Source organism: Alloalcanivorax profundimaris (assembly GCF_015265435.1).
In the GTDB taxonomy this organism is placed as follows: domain Bacteria; phylum Pseudomonadota; class Gammaproteobacteria; order Pseudomonadales; family Alcanivoracaceae; genus Alloalcanivorax; species Alloalcanivorax profundimaris.
In genome coordinates this window covers 90,279-108,634 of sequence record NZ_JABJWH010000010.1, presented here as the reverse complement: position 1 = coordinate 108,634, position 18,356 = coordinate 90,279, and the positions used below count along the sequence as shown (strand labels likewise).

Sequence of the window (18,356 nt, the reverse complement as noted above, 5' to 3'; positions counted from 1 at the left end):
GGGTTATGAGCGAAGCAGTGGTCGAGCAATCCGAGGACATGGAAGACGCCGGCGGGCCCCAGTTGCTGCCCTACGGTTTCGCGCGCCGTTTCGGGGTGTTGTTGCGGGAAAAGGACGGCCGCCGGGAACTGTGCTGCCGCCAGGACGTGTCGCTGCAGGCGCTGGCCGAGGTGCAGCGCTGGCTGGGCGGGCTGCCGCCCATCGTCAAGCTGGACGAGGGCGCCTTCAGCTCCGCCATGGCGCTGACCTACGAGCAGCAGCGCGGCGCCGCCGCCGAAGCCGCCGACAACCTGGAAGGGCTGGATCTGGCGAGTCTGGCGGATTCCCTGCCGGAGACCTCCGACCTGCTGGAGCAGGAAGACGACGCGCCCATCATCCGGCTCATTAACGCCCTGTTCCAGGAGGCGATCCGCGAGAACGCCTCCGATATCCACATCGAGACCTTCGAGAAACGCCTGGTGGTGCGCATGCGCGTGGACGGCGTGCTGCGCGAGGTGCTCACCCCGAAGCGGGAGCTGGCGCCGCTGCTGGTGTCGCGCATCAAGGTAATGGCGCGCCTCGACATCGCCGAGAAACGGATTCCCCAGGACGGCCGCATCTCCCTGCGCCTGGGCGGCCGGGACGTGGACGTGCGGGTGTCCACCATGCCGTCCAGCAACGGCGAGCGGGTGGTGCTGCGTCTGCTCGACAAGCAGGCCGGGCGCCTGCAGGTGGCGCACCTGGGCATGGGCGAGGTGTGCGACGCGCACATGCGCGAGCTGATCCACAAGCCCCATGGCATCATTCTGGTCACCGGCCCCACCGGGTCCGGTAAAACCACCACCCTGTACGCCTCGCTCACCGAACTGAACGACGCCTCGCGCAACATCCTCACCGTCGAGGACCCGATCGAATACCAGCTCGAGGGCATCGGCCAGACCCAGGTCAACACCAAGGTGGACATGACCTTCGCCCGTGGCCTGCGGGCGATCCTGCGCCAGGACCCGGACGTGGTGATGGTGGGCGAGATCCGCGACCTGGAAACCGCCGAGATCGCCGTGCAGGCGTCGCTCACCGGTCACCTGGTGCTGTCCACCCTGCACACCAACACCGCCGTGGGCGCCGTGACCCGGCTCCAGGACATGGGCATCGAGCCGTTCCTGCTGTCCAGCTCCCTGCTCGGGGCCCTGGCCCAGCGCCTGGTGCGGGTGCTCTGCGACGACTGCAAGCAGCCCTACCAGCCCAGCGACAGCGAGCGCCGCATGCTTGGCCTGGCGCCGGACCAGGAGGCTACCCTCTACCATCCCACCGGCTGCGAACACTGCAATCATCAGGGCTACCGGGGCCGGACCGGCATCTATGAGCTGGTGGTGATCGACGACGCCATGCGCGAGCTGATCCATGAACGCGCCGGCGAACTGCGGCTTACCCGGCACGCCCGCACCCTGACGCCGAGCATCCGCGAGGACGGCTGGCGCAAGGTGCTGGCCGGCGACACCAGCATCGAAGAAGTGCTGCGCGTCACGAAGGAAGACTGATGCCCGCGTTCGAATATCGCTCCCTGGATCACCGGGGCAAGGTCAAGCGCGGCACCCTGGAAGCGGACAGCGCCCGGCAGATCCGCCAGCAGCTGCGCGACAAGGGCTGGGTGCCGCTGGAAGTGTCCGAGGCCAAGGACCGCCAGGCCGGCGGCGGGCTGTCCGCGCGCCTGTCCGCCACCGGCAAGCTCAAGGGCGGCGAGCAGGCCCTGATCACCCGCCAGCTGGCGACCCTGCTGAAATCCGGCCTGCCGGTGGAGCAGGCGCTCTCGGCGGTGGCCAAGCAGGCCGGCCAGGTGCGGGTGGAAAAGATCATCCTGGCGGTGCGCGGCAAGGTCCTGGAGGGCTACAGCCTGGCCCACGCCCTGGCCGAGTACCCGCGCGCCTTCCCGGAAATGTACCGCGCCACCGTGGCCGCCGGGGAGCAGAGCGGCCACCTGGAGCAGGTGCTCGAGCAGCTCGCCGACTACCTGGAAACCCGGGACGACACCGGCCGCTCGGTGAGCCAGGCGATGATTTACCCCGCCTTCATCATGATATTCTCGGCCCTGGTGATCGGCTTCCTGATGGCCTTCGTGGTGCCCAAGATGGTGGCGGTGTTCGCCAACCGGGATCAGGCCCTGCCGTTCATCACCGTGGCGGTGATCGCGCTCAGCGATTTCGTGCGCGCCTGGGGCTGGTTGCTGGCCCTGGTGGTGATCGGTGGCGCCATCGCCTTCTCCCGGGCCATGCGCGAACCGGCGTTCCGCATGCGCGTGCACCGCCGCCTGGCCGGCCTGCCGCTGATCGGCACCATGATGCGCGCCTCGGACAGCGCCCGCCTGGCCAGTACCCTGGGCATTCTGGGCCGTTCCGGCGTGCCCCTGGTGGACGCCCTGTTCATCGCCGCCCAGGTGGTCGGCAACCTGGCGATCCGCGAAGCGGTGGTCACCGCCGCCGCCCGGGTGCGCGAGGGCGGCAGCCTGAGCCGGGCCCTGGAGCAAAGCGGCTACTTCCCGCCCATGCTGGTGCAGATGATCGCCAGCGGCGAGGCCAGCGGCGAGCTGGACAACATGCTCACCCGCGCGGCGGACTATCAGGAACGGGAACTGACCAGCACGGTCCAAACCATGGTGGGACTGTTGGGGCCCCTGATGTTGCTGGTCATGGCCGGGTTCGTGATTCTGATCGTGCTGGCGGTGATGCTGCCCATCATGCAGATGAACAATTTCATGGCGGGGTAGGTCGGGCCCGCGCGGGCCCACCCGACAGGGATGTAATTCCAGACAATACCAAAAGGTGACTCATGAAAACGATGCAACGCGCGCAGGGCGGTTTCACCCTGCTGGAAATCATGGTGGTGGTGGCCATCATCGGCCTGCTGGCGGCCATGATCGTGCCCAACGTGATCGGCCAAGGGGAACAGGCCAAGGTCGACATCGCCAAGACCAACATGTCGCGCATCGTGCAGCAGCTCGACATGTACAAGTTCAACAACGGTACCTACCCGAGCACCGAGGAGGGTCTCAACGCCCTGGTGGAGCGCCAGGCGTCCGCCAAGAAATGGCCGGAAGGCGGCTACCTGCCGAGCCTGCCGGAGGACCCCTGGGGCAATGACTACGTCTACATCAGCCCCGGCGTGGACGGCCCCTTCGACCTGTATTCCCTGGGCGCGGACGGCGCCGAGGGCGGTGACGGCACCGACGCCGACATCAGCTGGCGCGACAGCGACGGCTGATCCCGGTCATGGGGGTACGGCGCGGCGTCCCGGGGGGCCTCCGGCAAGGGGGCTTCACCCTGCTGGAAATCCTGGTGGTGGTCGGCCTGATCGCCATGCTCTCCCTGGCGGTGCTGGTGGTCCCGGTGTGGATGGACGACGAGCGCCAGCTGGATGGCGAGGTGGCCAAGCTGTCCGACACCCTGACCCTGCTCAACGAGCAGAGCCTGTTCGGTGGCAGGTTGATGGCCCTGCGCCTCACCGAGCGGGGCTGGACGCCGCTGGTCTACGACGTGGGCGAGCGCCAGTTCGTGTCCGCCCAGGGCAATGGGCTGCAGGCGCGCCGCCTGCCCGCCGGTCTGGAACTCACCTGGCAGCTGGATGATCTGCCCAGTGACGAGGAAGAACGCATGGGCCTGGACCAGGTAGCCGAACGCCTGGTGTCCGACAACCCGTTCGGCGGCGGCGAGGAACAGGGGCAGGGCGGTCTGCTCGACGAGGAGCGCGCCCGCGCCGAGGAACGCGCCGGGGAGGACGACGACGAGCAGGACGAGATCCTGCCCCAGGTGTTCTTCTTCCCCAGCGGCGAGACCACTCCGATCACCTTCACCCTGCGTTCCAGCGACGACATCGACCTGGAAACCCGCCGCCGGCTCAGCGCCCTGGGCAAGGTGCGCGATCCGGACAACGAGGAAGCGGAAGAGGCGCTCACCGCCCCGGACGACAAGCCCGACGACGACGATCAACTGATCGACGACGACTTTCTGGGAGACGACCGATGACCCGGTTCGCGGGACGCCGGCGCCAGGGCGGCTTCACCCTGGTGGAGGTGGTGCTGGCCGTGGCCATCCTGGCCCTGGCCATGGTCACCCTCAGCCAGACTCTGGGCGCCAGCGCGGTGGCCTACCGCAGCATCGACGACACCCGCCGGGCCTACATGGTGGCCGCCGACAAGCTGGTGGAGATGCAGGTGTACCAGCAATGGCCGGAAACCGGCACCAATGACACCACCGTGACCCGGGGCGACCGGGAATGGTGGGTGCGCAGTACCGTGAGCGCCGGTCCCTACCCGGATACCCGCCGAGTGGACATCGAGGTGGGCGAGATCATCGACGACCAGGAACGGGATCCCATGTACACCCTGGCCAGCCTGATCGGCAGGCCCGCCGACGACAATAACCAGTTCCAGCAACCCGGCGGTGGCGGCGGCGCCGACGGCGGCGGCAGCCAGGATCTGACGGGGGGATGATGATGCGGCGACGGGCGCGGGGCTTCACCCTGCTCGAGGTGCTGGTCACCATCGCCATCTTCGCGATGATGTACGTCCTGGCGGTGGAATTCCTCAACCGGGCGCTGGCCAACCGGGACATGCTCAGTGAGGGCGCCACCGAGCTGGAAAACGCCCAGCGTGCGGTGACCTACCTGACCCTGGACTTCGAGCAACTGATCGCGCGGCCGGTGCGTGACCCCTATGGCGACCCCCAGCCGGCCATCTTCGGCCGGGACGATTACGTGGAGTTCACCCGCCTGGGCTGGTCCAACCCCTTCCATTTGCGCCGCCGCAGCGAGATGCAGCGGGTGGTGTACGCCCTGGAGGGGCACACGCTGTACCGCCGCTACTGGCCGGTGCTGGACACCAACGTGGCCACCGAATACCAGGAGGACGTGCTGCTCAAGGACGTGGAGCGCTTCAAGGTGCGCTACCTCGACCGCACCCAGAACGGCGAATGGGGCTGGCTGGAATTCTGGCCGGAGCCGGCGCTGATGAACACGCCGGTGTGGCAGCAGCGTTTGCCCAAGAGCGTGGAGGTGGAAATCGAACTGGAAAGCGGCGAGCGGCTGCACCGCTTCTTCCGCACGGTGGTGAACCCATGGGCGGCTTGAAGGGAGCGAGCCGGGCCCGGCAGCGGGGCATGGCCCTGATCATCGTGCTGATGCTGTTCGCCATCCTGGCGGCCATCACCACCGAGGTGATGTTCCGCCAGGACCGCTTCCGCACCCGCACCGAGAACCTGCTTCAGTGGGACAAGCGCTATCAGTACGCCATGGCCGCCGAGGTGGTGGCGGTGCAGGGCCTTAACGACGACCTGGAGGGCGACCGCCAGGAAAACCAGCAGGTGGACGACTGCGTGGAGGAGCAATGGGCGGTGGAGCTGACCCCCACGCCCTACGAGGACGCCATCCTCAGCGCCAGCGTTCAGGACCTGCAGGGCCGCTTCAACCTGAACTGGCTGGTGGAGGCCCAGGGCACCGGTTTCCAGCGCGACGACCAGGCCCGGGACATGCTCCAGCGGCTGCTGGAGCAGACCCTGCCGGATTCGGCCAAGGCCAGCCTGCTGGCCAACCAGATGGCGGACTGGATCGACAGCAACAACATCGTCGATGCCGTGGAAGGCGCCGAGGACGCGGAGTACCGGCTGCGCCGTACTCCCAACATGCCGGTGGCCCACGAAAGCGAGCTGCGCGCGCTGCGCGATTTCCAGGTCGCCGACCTGTTTCCCGACCCGGCCATGTGGGGGCTGTTCACGGCGTTGCCCACCGACATCACCCTGAACCTGAACACCGCGCCCCAGCCGGTACTGGATGCGGTGCTCGGCCCCTACGCCGGCGGCGAAGCCGCCGAGGCGGTGGTGCGGCTGCGCCAGGAGGAGCCCATCGCCGACGTGGGCACCTTGATGCAGGAGGAACCCTTCGCCAGTCTGGAGGAAGAACAGCGCCAGGCGCTCAGCGAGCGTCTCGGGGTGGCCAGCGAGTATTTCCAGATCATGGTGGACGTGGAAGTGAACGGTGATCTGAGCCGTCTGGTCAGCCGCGTGCGGCGGGCCGCCGCCGGCGGCGCCGACGGCACCCGGGTGTACAGCCGCCAGGTCAAGCCGCTGCTGGCGCCGCTCGAACCGGCCTGCAATCCCTTCTACAATGCGGGCGATGACAACAACAATGTGATAGACAGTATTCCAGGGACGTAAAGGACGGGAATTTTGGCCGAATCAGCTTTGATCTATCTGGCCCCGGGGGCATTCAGCCGGTACCGGGATGCCGGCCTCGAGGAGGCGACGGTGCTGTACCAGGCGGGCGCCGGCGAGACGCCGGAGCGCCTGACCCTGGCCCAGGCCCTCAACGAACGGGCCGGCGCCGCCGTGGACCTGGTGCTGACCAGCGCCGAGGCGTTGCTCACCGGGGTGACCCTGAGCCGCAAGCAGGCCCGCCACCTTCAGCGGGTGTTGCCGTATCTGCTCGAGGAGCAGCTGCTGGAGCCGCCGGAGGCCCTGTGGTTCGCCACCGGCAAGGCGGAGCACGGCCGTTACCCGGTGGCGGTGATCAACCGGGAGGCCCTGGAAGCGTTGCTGGCCGCCTGCCGCGAGGCCGGCGTGCGCGCCGCCCGGCTGCGGGTGGACGCCGACCTGCTGGCCCCGGAGACCCCGGTGCTGATCACCGTGGACCACTGGGGCAGCCTGATCCTGGAGCGCGACCAGGCGCTGGTGGCCGACGCCGACCAGCGTGAGGCGCTGATCGCCCTGCACCACGACGAGGAGCGGCCCTTCACCCGGCTGGAGGACGACCTGACTCTGTGCGACCGGCTGCGCGCCGGCCTCGCCGCCGACCGTGGCGTGGAGGTGCTGCAGGGCCCCTACGCGGCGCGCCAGAGCCAGCGCAGCGGGCCGTCCCCCTGGGCGCCGTGGAAACCGGTGGCCGGGCTGGCGGCGGCGGTGTTCCTGATCGCCCTGGCGGCGGTCTGGGCCCAGCAATGGCGCTACCAGCAGGCCGCCGACCAGGCCTTCGCCGACGCCGCCGAGCTGTACCAGTCCCTGTTCCCCGGCGACCGCGCCACCTCCGGCCTGCGCCGCCAGTTCGAGGCGCGCCTGGCGCGGCTGGGCAGTGGCGGCGAGGGCGGTGGCGGCACGCTGTTCGCGGTGCTGCCGGCGGTGGCGTCCACCCTGGGCGCCAGCGAGGTGGAGCCCAAGCGCATCCAGTTCGACCAGCGCGACGGCAGCCTGCTGCTGGATCTGGGCGCCAAGGAATACAACCAGGTGGAGAAATTGCAGACCGCGCTTCGCGAGAAGGGCGTCCAGGCCACCATCGCCAACTACCGTAACGGCGCCAGCGGCGTCACCGCGCGGGTCAAGGTGGAGCAGGCCGGATGAACCAGAAAGTACGACAGCTGCGCGATGAACTGGACAAGAAACTGGCCCCGGCGGTGGCCTGGTACCAGGACCGGGAAACCCGCGAGCAGCGCATCCTGCAACTGCTCGCCGCCCTGTTGGCGGTGGCCGTGGTCTACTGGCTGATCTGGCAGCCCAGCTGGGAGGCGCGGGAATCCGCCCGCCAGCGCTACATCGCCAACCAGCAGACCCTGGCCTGGATCGAAAGCAACGCCGACGCGGTGCGCGCCGCCCGGGGCAATCGCTCCGGCGGTGGCGAGCAACTGGGCAGCAACTGGGTCAGCAACATCAGCCGCTCGGCCCAGTCCTACGGCCTCACCCTGCGCGGCTTTACCCCCAACGGCAATGAATCCGTGCGCGTGCAACTGGAGAACCAGCCCGCCAGCCCCATGCTGATGTGGCTGCAGTCCTTGGAACAGAAGGGCCTGACCCTGGCCACCATGGAGATGAGCGCCGGCGACAAGCCCGGCACCGCCTCCCTGCGGGCCACCCTGACACGCTGAATGAAGGCCCTGTCCCTGGCGGCCTGGTTCGCCTACGGCCTGACCACCGTGGCGTTGGCCCTGGGGATCACCTGGGGCCTCTATGCGCGGGCGGATTACGGCTACCCGTTCTGGTACGACGCCCTGGACATCGGCCCCCATATCGACGAATACGCCCCGCTGAACCGCTATCACCGGCGCGATTTCCAGTATCTGGACGCCGCCGAACACCAGGCCCTGTTCCACGATATCCGCGTCGCCGTGCACGATGGCGGCCGGGGCCTGGCGGCGTTGTCCTACCGGGATCGCCAGGGACATGACATTCCGCTGCTGCGCCATGCCGAGGTGCTGCACCTCCGGGACGTGGCCCATCTGATCGACCTTGGCCGCTGGGCGCTGCTGGTGGCGGCTGTGCTGTGGCTGCCCCTGGCCTGGGCCAGGGCGGCGCGGCCGCCGCCCGGTTGGCGAGCCCGGGCGCTGGTCGCTGTGACGCCGTTGCTGGCTATGGTAGGTTGGCTGGTCGTTGCCGGGCCCACGGCGGTGTTTTACCGCTTTCATATCTGGTTGTTTCCCGCCGAGCACGAATGGTTCTTTTATTGGCAGGACTCGCTGATGAGCACGCTGATGAAGGCACCGGTGCTGTTCGGCGGTATCGCCGTGGTTCTGGTGGGGGGGACGCTGGTGCTCACGCCGCTGCTTTATCGGGGCGGTCTGGCGCTGGTCCGGCGCGCGCGCCGATAACCATTCATATCCAAAGAACTGTCCAACGGCATGAGCATTGAAGTACTGGCCGCCGACGAGCGGGGGAGCGAGAACGTACAACGCTGGGCGGCATCCGGGCTGCCGGTGCCGCCGAGCTGGCGCATCAGCCGCGAGGCGGTGCTGGCCCTGGACACGGCGGCGCTGGTACGTGAGCTGCGCGGCTTGCCGCGCATGTTCAACGGACAACGCTACTGGGTGCTGCACCAGGGGGCCATGAACGAGGGCTCGCAGCGGGAAAGCCTGGTCAATCTGGATTCCGACGAGGCCCTGGCGGCGGCGCTGTCGTCGCTGTTCCGTCGCGCCGACCCGCCCCGGCAGGTGGTGGTGCAGGCGTTGCCGCGTCAGTGCGCCGCCGGCGTGCTGTTCACTCGCCATCCACTGCGTCAGGACCTTTCCCATATGGTGGTGGAGGGGGTCACCGACGGCGACGACCGGCGCCAGCGTCTGATCTTCGACGACCACGGGCATCTGGTCTATCGCAGCGACAGCGACGCCGCCCTCGACGATCTGGTCGGCGCGCCGCGTCTGCTGGCCCTGGCGGAGCAGCTGCGGCGCCGCTTCGAGCGGCCCCAGGCCGGCGAATGGATCTTTGACGGCGACACCCTGTGGTTGCTGCAGACCCTGCCGGTGGGCTCCCTGCCGGTGCCCAAGGAGGTCTGGACCCGACGCGCCGCCCCGGCGTTGTTCAATCAGGCGCTTACCCCGCTGTGGTACACCCTGGCCGGACGCTGGCTGAAAACCGAATTCTGGGCGCCGCTGGCGGCGCGCCGGGGCTGGGCGGATCTGGCCCGGGTGGAACCCTACCGGCGCCAGCAGAGCCACCTCTACACCAACAGCGAATTCTTCCGCCGCCTGCAGGATCGGCACCCCGGCGTGGCGGACAAGGTGCCGCCGGCCTGGCAGCCCCTGGAAACGGTGGGCGAGGGCGAGGCCCCGGCGCCGCCGCCGGGGGCGCTGAGCCGTGCGCGAACCGGCTGGGAACTGGCGCGCATCGAGCGGCGCCTGCGCCGCTGGCGGCCGCCGGCCCTGGATCGCGAACGGGCCTGGCGCGCCCTCATGGGCCTGGATCGCCTGGGCGAACGGCTGGCCCGGCAGGACGGCGCCTTGTCCTATCTCACGGTGCCCGACGGCCTGGCCCGTCAGGGCGGGCCGGTGCCGCTGGCCTGGCTACTGGGCGACCGGGAAAAGGCGGTGCTGGAAGCGGTGCTGGCCGGTGACGAAACGATCATCGACGCCAGCGACCTGCGCCCCGGCGCCGATCCGGTGCACGCCCCGCTGTGCGAGAAACCGGCGCAAAGGAGCAGCCTGCGCGCCGCGCGGCGGTCCCTGGATGCGGCCGCCGGGGAGGCCCCGCCGGAGGCCGTGGCGCCGCTGCTGGCCCAGTGGCGCCACGCCAGGGACCTGCGTTTCCTGCTCGGCGCCCGCTTGCGCGCGCTGTTGCTGCAACTGGCGGCGGTGCTGGTGCAGGAGAAGCTGCTCGCGCACCGGGACGATGTGTTCTTTCTGTACTTCGATGAACTCTGGGAGCTGTGGGTGGAGCGCCGGATTCCCGGCTCCGCCGCCGGCGAGGTGCTCGGCCAGCGCAAGGTGCGCTACCTGGAGGACGCCCACGCCGGCGCGCCGGACTGGAAGATGGACCGCATCGGGTTCGGCTTCGGCGGCGGTGGCCGGCCCAGCCCGGTGCTGCGCGGCACCGGCCTGGTGCCCGGCCGGGTGACGGGACCTTTGCGCCGGCTGTGCAGCGCCTGGGCCCTGAACCGCTTGCAGCCCGGTGACATCGTGGTGGTGGATCAGGTGGATCCGAGCTGGGTGCCCTGGCTGGCCCAGGCCGGCGCGCTGGTGATCGCCGGCCGCGACCCGCTCAACGCCGCCGCCGGCCTGGCCCGCGCCTGCGCGATTCCGGCCGTCTGGGGCGTCAGCGACATCATGCACAGCGTGGTGGACGGGCAGGGCGCCCAAGTCGATGGCGACTTGGGCGAGTTAACAGTGAATAGTGAACAGTGAACAGCGGCGCGGGTGGCGCCGAGTGAACGGAAAGGCCGTGCCCGCGCTGTTTTAACGCCAACAACCTCCCCTCATCCCAAAGCGCGGGCACGGCCCAGGAATCAGTCCGCGGCCCCACCCGCGAACTGTTAACTCTTAACTGTTAATTATTAACTGTTAACTGTCCTCTAGCTGTCCTCTATGTAACCCAGCAAGTGCGGCACCATCCGCTCGATGTCCTTGCGCTCCATGCCCTTGCGGGCGGCGTAATCGTCCATCTGGTCGCGAGCCAGTTTGCCGGTGCCGAAGTAGCGCGCTTCCGGGTGGGCGAAGTACCAGCCGGACACCGCCGCCGCCGGGAACATGGCGTAGGACTCGGTGAGCGTCATGCCGGCGTTTTTTTCCGGCTCCAGCAGCTCCCAGAGCAGTGCCTTCTCGGTGTGGTCCGGACAGGCCGGGTAGCCCGGCGCCGGGCGGATGCCCCGGTATTTCTCGGAGATGATCTCCTGGTTGCTGAGCGTTTCGTCGGCGTCGTAGCCCCAGAACTCCTTGCGCACCCGCTCGTGCATGCGTTCGGCGAAGGCTTCCGCCAGGCGGTCGGCCAGCGCCTTGATCATGATCGAGCTGTAATCGTCGTGATCATCCTCGAAGCGCTTCACATGCTCGTCGATGCCGATGCCGGCGGTGACCGCGAAGCCGCCCAGCCAGTCCTGCTTGCCGCTGTCCTTGGGGGCGATGAAGTCGCTGAGCGCGTAGTTGGGCTTGTCGTTCTTCTTGCGATCCAGCTGCTGGCGTAAATGGTGCAGGGTCATGAAGGGTTCCGCGTCGCCGGGCTCGCGCAACAGCTCGATGTCGTCCATGTCCGAGCGCGCCGGCCAGAAGCCGATCACGCCACGGGCGGTGAGCCATTTCTCGGCGACGATGCGGTCGAGCATGGCGCGGGCGTCCTTGTAGAGCTTGGTGGCTTCCTCGCCCACCACCTCGTCGTCGAGGATGCGCGGGAACTTGCCGGCCAGCTCCCAGGAGCGGAAGAAGGGCGTCCAGTCGATGCGTTCCACCAGCTCGTCCAGCGGGTAGTCGTCGAACACCTTGAGGCCCTTCACCCTGGGCTCCGGTGGCGTGTAGTCGCTCCAGTCCGGCTGGAAGCGGTTGGCGCGGGCATCGGCGATCGGCACCAGGGAGCGGTCCACCTGCTGCTGCTTGCGCCGCTCGCGCAGGGTTTCGTAGGTGTCCTTCACCTCGGCCACGTAGTCGTCGTGCTGGGTTTCCGAGAGCAGGCGCGACACCACGCCCACCGCCCGGGAGGCGTCCGCCACGTGCACCACCGGGTTGTGGTATTCCGGATCGATCTTCACCGCCGTGTGGATGCGGCTGGTGGTGGCGCCGCCGATCAGCAGCGGCTGTTCCATGCCCAGGCGTTCCATCTCCGCGGCCACGTGCACCATCTCGTCCAGGGACGGGGTGATCAGGCCGGACAGGCCGATCACGTCCACCTTTTCCTCGCGGGCGGTCTCCAGGATTTTCTCGCAGGGCACCATCACGCCCAGATCGATGACCTCGTAGCCGTTGCACTGCAGCACCACGCCGACGATGTTCTTGCCGATGTCGTGGACGTCGCCCTTCACCGTGGCCATCAGCACCCGGCCATTGGACTCGTCCTGGGTGCCCATCTCTTCCCGTTCCTTTTCCATGTAAGGAAGCAGATAGGCCACGGCTTTCTTCATCACCCGGGCGGATTTCACCACCTGGGGCAGGAACATCTTGCCGGCGCCGAACAGATCGCCGACCACGTTCATGCCGTCCATCAGCGGCCCCTCGATCACGTGCAGGGGGCGCTCCGCGTTCTGGCGGGCCAGTTCGGTGTCTTCCTCCACGTAGTCGGCCACGCCCTTGACCAGGGCGTGCTCGAGACGCTTCTCCACCGGCCAGGAACGCCATTCCTGGTCCGCCTTCTTGGTTTCCTTGTCGCCGGAACCCTTGTACTTCTCGGCCAGGTCCAGGAGGCGCTCGGTGCCGTCCTCGCGGCGGTTGAGGACCACGTCCTCCACCGCGTCGCGCAGCTCCTCGGGAATGTCCTCGTAGATCGCCAGCTGGCCGGGATTGACGATGCCCATGTCCATGCCCGCCTTGATGGCGTGGTACAGGAACACCGCGTGGATCGCCTCGCGCACCGGGTTGTTGCCCCGGAACGAGAAACTCACGTTGGAAACGCCGCCGGAAATGAGCGCATGGGGCAGGGTGCGCTTGATCTCCGCCACCGCCTCGATGAAGTCCACCGCGTAGTTGTTGTGCTCCTCGATGCCGGTGGCGATGGCGAAGATGTTGGGGTCGAAAATAATGTCTTCCGGCGGGAAGCCCACTTCCTCGGTGAGCAGCTTGTAGGCGCGGCCGCAGATGCGCACCTTCTCGTCGCGGCTCTCCGCCTGGCCGTTCTCGTCGAACGCCATGACCACGGCGGCGGCGCCGTAGCGGCGAATCAGCCGCGCCTGGTGCAGGAAGGATTCCTCGCCTTCCTTCAGGGAAATGGAGTTCACCACGCCCTTGCCCTGGATGCACTTGAGCCCCGCCTCCATGACCTCCCACTTGGAGGAGTCGATCATGATCGGCACCTTGGAGATCTCCGGCTCCGCGGCCACCAGGTTCAGGAACCGCACCATGCAGTCCTTGGACTCCAGCATGCCCTCGTCCATGTTGATGTCGATGATCTGCGCACCGTTCTCCACCTGGTCACGGGCCACGTCCAGGGCGGTGTCGTAGTCCTCGTCCTTGATCAGCCGCAGGAAGCGCTTGGAGCCGGTCACGTTGGTGCGCTCACCGACGTTCACGAACAGGGAGTCCGGGGCGATGTTGCACGGTTCCAGGCCGGACAGCCGGCACTCCACCGGAATCTCCGGCAGTTTCCGGGGTGCCGCGTCGCGCACCGCCTCGGCGATGGCGGCGATGTGCTCCGGGGTGGTGCCGCAGCAGCCGCCGATGATGTTGAGAAAGCCTTTCCCGGCCCAGGCACCGATTTCCCGGGCCATGGTGACCGCGTCCAGGTCGTACTCGCCCATCTCGTTGGGCAGGCCGGCGTTGGGGTGGGCGGACACCGGGTACTCGCTGATGCGCGACAGCTCTTCCACGTAGGCGCGCAGCTCGGTGGGGCCGAGGGCGCAGTTCAGGCCGATGGACAGCGGCCGGGCGTGGCGCAGCGAGTTGTAGAACGCCTCCGTGGTCTGCCCGGTGAGGGTGCGGCCGGAGGCGTCGGTGATGGTGCCGGAGATCATCACTGGCAGGTCGATGCCCTGCTCGTAGCAGTACTGGTCCACGGCGAACACCGCCGCCTTGGCATTGAGCGTGTCGAAGATGGTTTCGATCAGGATCAGGTCCACGCCGCCCTGTACCAGGGCATCGGTGGCTTCCCGATAGGCGGCCACCAGCTGATCGAAGTTCACCGCCCGGAAGCCGGGGTCGTTCACATCCGGGCTGATGCTCGCGGTGCGGTTGGTGGGGCCCAGCACCCCGGCCACGAAGCGCGGCCGCTCGGCGGTGGCCACGGCGTCGGCGGCGCGGCGCGCCACCCGGGCGGCGGCCAGGTTGATGTCGCGGACCAATTCCTGCATGTCGTAGTCCGCCATGGCGATGGAGGTACTGTTGAAGGAATTGGTCTCGATGATGTCGGCGCCGGCGTTCAGGTAGTCAAGGTGCAACTGCTCGATCTTTTCCGGCTGGGTGACGCTGAGCAGGTCATTGTTGCCTTTGAGATCGCAATGCCAGTCGGCGTACTGGCTGCCGCGGTATTCCTCCTCGCTCAACTTGAGGCGCTGGATCATGGTCCCCATGCCACCATCCAGGATCAGAATACGATCGCGGAGCAGGGCATTGAGCTGTTCGCGGCGGTGGGCGGTCATTGAGCACTCCTGAAAACTCGCTAAGGCGCGCAGTATACTCGCACGGGGCCGCGTTCCCCAAAGCGCCACGGCCCCCGGCGCGCGCCGATTGTGGAGAAAATGTAAAAAAGCGGTTCCAGGGTACAGGCAATGGCCCCCTTTACGCATAATTGGCCCCCTGACCCTCACCCTGAGAGGCTTTTCGGGTACTGAACATTGGAGGAGTAATGCGAAAACAATGGCTGGCCCTGGCCTGCGGCATGGCGGTATTGCCCGTGATCTCGCACGCCCAGGAGGCGGACGACGGCACCGATCAGGAAACCGCGCAGGAACGGGCCTGGGACATCGAGGTGGAAGCGTCCTATCTGCTGAAAAGCGGCAACAGTGATACCGAATCCGTGGTCGGCAAGGCCAACGCCGCCTACGACGGACAGGACTGGCGCCACACCGCCAAGGCGGAGAGCGTCAATACGGTGGGCGAGGACGACGACGGCGAGCAGGAACGCACCGCCGAGCGCTACTACGCTTCCTACAAGCTGGACCGCAAGCTCCCCGAGAACAACTACCTGTTCAACGTCATCACCTACGACAAGGACAACTTCTCCGGGTACCAGTACCAGGCCAGCTACGCGTTCGGTATCGGTCGCCGATTCATCGAAACGCCGGCCCACACCCTGGACCTGGAAGCCGGTCCCGGTTACCGCGTGGAGTGCCTGGAGCCGGAGGATTCCTACACCAGCTGCGACGACAAGGAAGAGAGCCTGATCGGCCGCTTCGCCGGCAGCTACAAATGGAAGATCACCGACACCTCCTCGTTCCGCCAGGATCTCAGCACCGAGGTGTCCGACGACAACACCACCCTGCGCTCCGAGACGTCGCTGACCTCGCGCATCAACGACCATTTCGCGCTGCGGCTTACCCACCTGGTGACCCGGGACTCCGAGGTGCCGGCGGGCACCCACAAGACCGACCAGGAAACCACCGCCTCCGTGGTTTACACCTTCTAAGCAGGCGGAGTCTTTTCGCGGCTAAAGCCGCTCCTACCGCTCCATCCGCGGTTGGATGGAACCGTGACGCCGAGGCTCACTGCTCAGCGGCTCAGGGCGCGACGCCCTTCCGGGACCCTTGAGAACAGGACGTTCGAAAGGGAGCCTACAGGGACGTACTTGCGGCGTTCCCGGAAGGGCGTCGCGCCCTGAGTCGCGCCCCGGCTGGAGCGAGACTTCCCGCCAAAGCGCGATGAACCAAAAAAAAGCCGGCCTTCTCGCGAAGGCCGGCTTTTTTATTTGGTCGGAGTAGCAGGATTCGAACCTGCGACCCCTACGTCCCGAACGTAGTGCTCTACCAGGCTGAGCTATACTCCGAATGTGCGGCGTATTCTAGCAGCGAAATTTCAGAATGCCACCGTTTTAAACCGGTCCGTGGTTCGGTTGACGATATTCTGGCCAAGGGACCCGGCGGCGGGCACAATGCCGGCCCTTCAATCCGACCCGGGAGCCCCCGATGCCAGAAACCCGCTTTGGTGAGCTTGTGTTGCGGCGCTGGCCGCGCCGGCGCGGCGAAACCCTGCAAGCGTTCGACGGCGCCGACCATTATCTGGTCCGTCTTCTGGAAGAGGAGGGCACCGGCCCGGCGACCCTGGTGATCAACGATCAGTGCGGCGCGCTCTGGTTGAGCGCGGCGGCCCGGGGCCCGGCCTGGAGCGCCGGTGACGACTGGGTGGCGCGCCGCGCCGCCCTCGCCAACGGCGAGGACAACCACCGTCCCCTGGACCCGGCCGCCTGGCTGTGGCCGCGCGCCACGCCGCCGTCGCCGCCGGACCAGGTGCTGATGCGCCTGCCCAAGTCGTTGTCCCTGCTTGAAGCGCAACTGGCCTGGCTGGCGGAAACGGTACCCGCCAACACGCCGATTCTGCTGGCCGGCATGGATAAGCATCTGCCCGCGCAACTGGTGCCCTTGATGGAGCGCTACCTTGGCAACGGCCAGGCCGGCCATGGCTGGAAGAAAGCGCGGGTGTTCCGGGCCCGGGCGCCGGGCCGGGTGATCGAGCCGGTACCGGCGCCCGGCCAGGTGGAGGTGCCGCGCCGGGGCTGGACACTGAGCGCCGGGGCCGGTGTCTTCGGCCGCCGGCATCTGGACATCGGCGCCCGTTTCCTGCTCGACCATCTTCCCCGTGACGTGACCGGTGAGGCGGCGGACCTGGGCTGCGGCAATGGCGTGTTGGGGCTGAGTCTGGCGGCGGACAATCCCCAGGTCCGGGTGACCTTCTGCGACGTGTCCTGGCTGGCGGTGGAGAGTGCCCGCGCCAACGCCGCCGCGCTGTTCGGCCCCTCGCACCGGCATGAATTCCATCTCGGCCACGGCCTGGACGGGCTGGAGCGGCGCTTCGATGTAATCCTGCTGAACCCGCCGTTTCACCGGGGCCACGCGGTGGACGACGGCGTCGCCCGCACCCTGTTCCGCCACGCCCGGCGGCACCTGGCCCCCGGCGGTGAGCTGCGGGTGGTGGCCAACGGCCATCTGCCGTACCGGCGGCCGCTGGCCAAGCTGTTCGGCCAGGCGGAGCGCCTGGCGGCCAACGACAAGTTCGTGATTTACCGCTGCGTGAACGACTGAGCCGGGCTTAGAGGGCGCCCGGCGCGATGTCGTCGAAGGTGGTGACCCGGCGATGATCGCTGTCCGCGATGGCGTCGTCGCGGTCCAGCAGAACGGTGTGGAGGCCGGCGGCGCGGGCGGCGTCCAGTTCCGCCTCCACGTCGGAGAGAAACAGGATCGCTTGCGGCGCCACGCCAATCTCCGCCTGGATGGCGCGGTAGCTGTCCGCCTCCTTCTTGCCGCCGCTGGTGGTGTCGAAGTAGCCATTGAACAGCGGCGTCAGATCGCCGGCCTCGGAATGGCCGAAGAACAGCTTCTGGGCGGCGATCGAGCCGGAGGAATAAACGTACAGGGCCAGGCCGTCGCGGTGCCAGCGGCGCAGCCCCTCCACCGCGTCCGGATAGACGTGGGCACGGTAGTCGCCGTTTTCATAACCGGCCCGCCAGATCAGCCCCTGCAGGGTTTTCAGCGGCGTGGCCTTGCGATCCTCGGCGATCCAGCGGCGCAGCAGGGCCGCCGCGCTCGCCGGATCGTCCAGGATTTCACCGCTGTCGCCGGCGGCATCGGCCACCGCCGAGGCCACCGCCGGGTCGTTCCAATGTCGCGTCAGGAACGTTTCCATTTGCTGGTCCGCGTAGGGGAACAGCACTTCCTTGACGAAGCGGATGCTGCCCACGGTCCCTTCGATGTCGGTGAGAATCGCCTCGATGGTCATGGTCGTCTCAGTTGTCCAGGCGGTTGAAGCGCAGGGCGATGTCGTCGCCGGTGAAGTTGGCCACCCAGCCCTCCGGGTTGTTGAACAGCCGGATGGCGGTGAAACGCGGGTTGGGGCCCATGTCGAACCAGTGCGGGGTGTTGGCGGGCACCGAGATCAGGTCGCCCTTGGTGCACAGAACCTCGTAGACGCGCTCGCCGATGTGCAGGGTGAACAGTCCCTGGCCTTCCACGAAGAAACGCACCTCGTCCTCGCCGTGGCGGTGCTCGTCCAGGAACTTGCCGCGTGCCGCCTCTTTTTGCGGGTGGTCCGGGGTCATGCTGACCACGTCCACGGTCTGGTAGCCTTCCTCGCGCTTGAGGCGCTCGATGTCGTCGCGGTAGGCGGCGATCACCTCGTCCTGTTCCGGCTGTTCGCTGAGCCGGGCGCTGGCCTCCCATTGTTCGTAGCGCACGCCCACGCGGTTCAGCTCATCGGCCATGGCGAGCTTGTCGTTGACGATCTTCTCCGGGCTTTCCGGATGCCCTTCGCGGTAGATTTTCAGGTTGCTCATAACGGTCCTCGTTCAGGTCGCGGC

At 67.6% G+C, this 18,356-nt stretch carries 16 protein-coding genes and 1 tRNA gene; 13 read left to right on the top strand and 4 right to left on the bottom strand.

Annotated features, from left to right (window positions below; genetic code table 11):
- The first annotated feature begins 5 nt into the window (after positions 1 to 5).
- From gspE to HMJ39_RS06670, 11 genes are all read left to right on the top strand, one after another.
- A complete protein-coding gene (gspE, locus tag HMJ39_RS06720; RefSeq protein WP_161385090.1) occupies positions 6 to 1,517 on the top strand; it encodes a type II secretion system ATPase GspE in 1,512 nt (503 codons plus the stop codon).
- Positions 1,517 to 2,740 carry a type II secretion system inner membrane protein GspF gene (gene gspF / locus HMJ39_RS06715; RefSeq protein WP_161385091.1) on the top strand — a complete coding sequence of 408 codons (1,224 nt, stop codon included), beginning with the start codon at positions 1,517 to 1,519 and terminating at the stop codon, positions 2,738 to 2,740. Before gspE ends, gspF begins: the two co-directional genes overlap by 1 nt.
- A 62-nt stretch (positions 2,741 to 2,802) precedes the next feature.
- Positions 2,803 to 3,234, top strand: coding sequence for a type II secretion system major pseudopilin GspG (gene gspG, locus HMJ39_RS06710; RefSeq protein ID WP_161385092.1), 432 nt, complete (start codon positions 2,803 to 2,805; stop codon positions 3,232 to 3,234).
- Between the two features lie 8 nt (positions 3,235 to 3,242).
- On the top strand, positions 3,243 to 3,995 hold the full coding sequence (locus HMJ39_RS06705) for a prepilin-type N-terminal cleavage/methylation domain-containing protein (protein ID WP_194296714.1): 753 nt from the start codon (positions 3,243 to 3,245) through the stop codon (positions 3,993 to 3,995).
- On the top strand, positions 3,992 to 4,462 hold the full coding sequence (gene gspI / locus HMJ39_RS06700) for a type II secretion system minor pseudopilin GspI (RefSeq protein ID WP_194296713.1): 471 nt from the start codon (positions 3,992 to 3,994) through the stop codon (positions 4,460 to 4,462). Before HMJ39_RS06705 ends, gspI begins: the two co-directional genes overlap by 4 nt.
- Entirely contained in the window at positions 4,459 to 5,097 is a 639-nt protein-coding gene (gene gspJ, locus HMJ39_RS06695) for a type II secretion system minor pseudopilin GspJ (protein ID WP_228462196.1), read from the top strand. The genes gspI and gspJ overlap by 4 nt, the downstream gene beginning before the upstream one ends.
- A gap of 29 nt (positions 5,098 to 5,126) precedes the next feature.
- A complete protein-coding gene (gene gspK, locus HMJ39_RS06690; RefSeq protein WP_267130486.1) occupies positions 5,127 to 6,179 on the top strand; it encodes a type II secretion system minor pseudopilin GspK in 1,053 nt (350 codons plus the stop codon).
- 12 nt (positions 6,180 to 6,191) lie between these two features.
- Positions 6,192 to 7,355, top strand: coding sequence for a type II secretion system protein GspL (gspL, locus tag HMJ39_RS06685; protein WP_194296711.1), 1,164 nt, complete (start codon positions 6,192 to 6,194; stop codon positions 7,353 to 7,355).
- Complete coding sequence (gene gspM / locus HMJ39_RS06680; protein ID WP_161385097.1) at positions 7,352 to 7,876, top strand: type II secretion system protein GspM; 525 nt, start codon at positions 7,352 to 7,354, stop codon at positions 7,874 to 7,876. Before gspL ends, gspM begins: the two co-directional genes overlap by 4 nt.
- Positions 7,877 to 8,596 carry a lipoprotein intramolecular transacylase Lit gene (locus tag HMJ39_RS06675; protein ID WP_194296710.1) on the top strand — a complete coding sequence of 240 codons (720 nt, stop codon included), beginning with the start codon at positions 7,877 to 7,879 and terminating at the stop codon, positions 8,594 to 8,596.
- Positions 8,597 to 8,626: 30 nt separating this feature from the next.
- Positions 8,627 to 10,621, top strand: coding sequence for a PEP-utilizing enzyme (locus HMJ39_RS06670; protein ID WP_194296709.1), 1,995 nt, complete (start codon positions 8,627 to 8,629; stop codon positions 10,619 to 10,621).
- Between the two features lie 167 nt (positions 10,622 to 10,788).
- On the opposite strand, the gene metH is transcribed toward HMJ39_RS06670, so the two are convergent.
- On the bottom strand, positions 10,789 to 14,490 hold the full coding sequence (gene metH / locus HMJ39_RS06665) for a methionine synthase (RefSeq protein ID WP_194296708.1): 3,702 nt from the start codon (positions 14,488 to 14,490) through the stop codon (positions 10,789 to 10,791).
- A gap of 206 nt (positions 14,491 to 14,696) precedes the next feature.
- Between metH and HMJ39_RS06660 the strand changes: the two genes are divergently transcribed.
- A complete protein-coding gene (locus HMJ39_RS06660; protein ID WP_194296707.1) occupies positions 14,697 to 15,476 on the top strand; it encodes a DUF481 domain-containing protein in 780 nt (259 codons plus the stop codon).
- Positions 15,477 to 15,756: 280 nt separating this feature from the next.
- On the opposite strand, the gene HMJ39_RS06655 is transcribed toward HMJ39_RS06660, so the two are convergent.
- Positions 15,757 to 15,833 (bottom strand) — tRNA-Pro (locus tag HMJ39_RS06655).
- 139 nt (positions 15,834 to 15,972) lie between these two features.
- Between HMJ39_RS06655 and HMJ39_RS06650 the strand changes: the two genes are divergently transcribed.
- On the top strand, positions 15,973 to 17,085 hold the full coding sequence (locus tag HMJ39_RS06650) for a methyltransferase (protein ID WP_194296706.1): 1,113 nt from the start codon (positions 15,973 to 15,975) through the stop codon (positions 17,083 to 17,085).
- Positions 17,086 to 17,092: 7 nt separating this feature from the next.
- Here HMJ39_RS06650 and mtnC read toward each other — a convergent pair whose 3' ends face one another.
- Positions 17,093 to 17,779, bottom strand: a complete 687-nt coding sequence (mtnC, locus tag HMJ39_RS06645; RefSeq protein WP_194296705.1) for an acireductone synthase — start codon at positions 17,777 to 17,779, stop codon at positions 17,093 to 17,095.
- Positions 17,780 to 17,786: 7 nt separating this feature from the next.
- The gene (locus HMJ39_RS06640) at positions 17,787 to 18,332 is read right to left on the bottom strand and encodes a 1,2-dihydroxy-3-keto-5-methylthiopentene dioxygenase (protein WP_194296704.1); all 546 of its coding nucleotides are present in this window, start codon (positions 18,330 to 18,332) and stop codon (positions 17,787 to 17,789) included.
- Between the last annotated feature and the right edge of the window lie 24 nt (positions 18,333 to 18,356).

Coding starts and splice junctions, on each gene's coding strand:
- gspE (WP_161385090.1), top strand. CDS start 6: ATGAGCGAAGCAGTGGTCGAGCAATCCGAGGACATGGAAGACGCCGGC.
- gspF (WP_161385091.1), top strand. CDS start 1,517: ATGCCCGCGTTCGAATATCGCTCCCTGGATCACCGGGGCAAGGTCAAG.
- gspG (WP_161385092.1), top strand. CDS start 2,803: ATGAAAACGATGCAACGCGCGCAGGGCGGTTTCACCCTGCTGGAAATC.
- HMJ39_RS06705 (WP_194296714.1), top strand. CDS start 3,243: ATGGGGGTACGGCGCGGCGTCCCGGGGGGCCTCCGGCAAGGGGGCTTC.
- gspI (WP_194296713.1), top strand. CDS start 3,992: ATGACCCGGTTCGCGGGACGCCGGCGCCAGGGCGGCTTCACCCTGGTG.
- gspJ (WP_228462196.1), top strand. CDS start 4,459: ATGATGATGCGGCGACGGGCGCGGGGCTTCACCCTGCTCGAGGTGCTG.
- gspK (WP_267130486.1), top strand. CDS start 5,127: ATGGCCCTGATCATCGTGCTGATGCTGTTCGCCATCCTGGCGGCCATC.
- gspM (WP_161385097.1), top strand. CDS start 7,352: ATGAACCAGAAAGTACGACAGCTGCGCGATGAACTGGACAAGAAACTG.
- HMJ39_RS06675 (WP_194296710.1), top strand. CDS start 7,877: ATGAAGGCCCTGTCCCTGGCGGCCTGGTTCGCCTACGGCCTGACCACC.
- HMJ39_RS06670 (WP_194296709.1), top strand. CDS start 8,627: ATGAGCATTGAAGTACTGGCCGCCGACGAGCGGGGGAGCGAGAACGTA.
- metH (WP_194296708.1), bottom strand. CDS start 14,490: ATGACCGCCCACCGCCGCGAACAGCTCAATGCCCTGCTCCGCGATCGT.
- HMJ39_RS06660 (WP_194296707.1), top strand. CDS start 14,697: ATGCGAAAACAATGGCTGGCCCTGGCCTGCGGCATGGCGGTATTGCCC.
- HMJ39_RS06650 (WP_194296706.1), top strand. CDS start 15,973: ATGCCAGAAACCCGCTTTGGTGAGCTTGTGTTGCGGCGCTGGCCGCGC.
- mtnC (WP_194296705.1), bottom strand. CDS start 17,779: ATGACCATCGAGGCGATTCTCACCGACATCGAAGGGACCGTGGGCAGC.
- HMJ39_RS06640 (WP_194296704.1), bottom strand. CDS start 18,332: ATGAGCAACCTGAAAATCTACCGCGAAGGGCATCCGGAAAGCCCGGAG.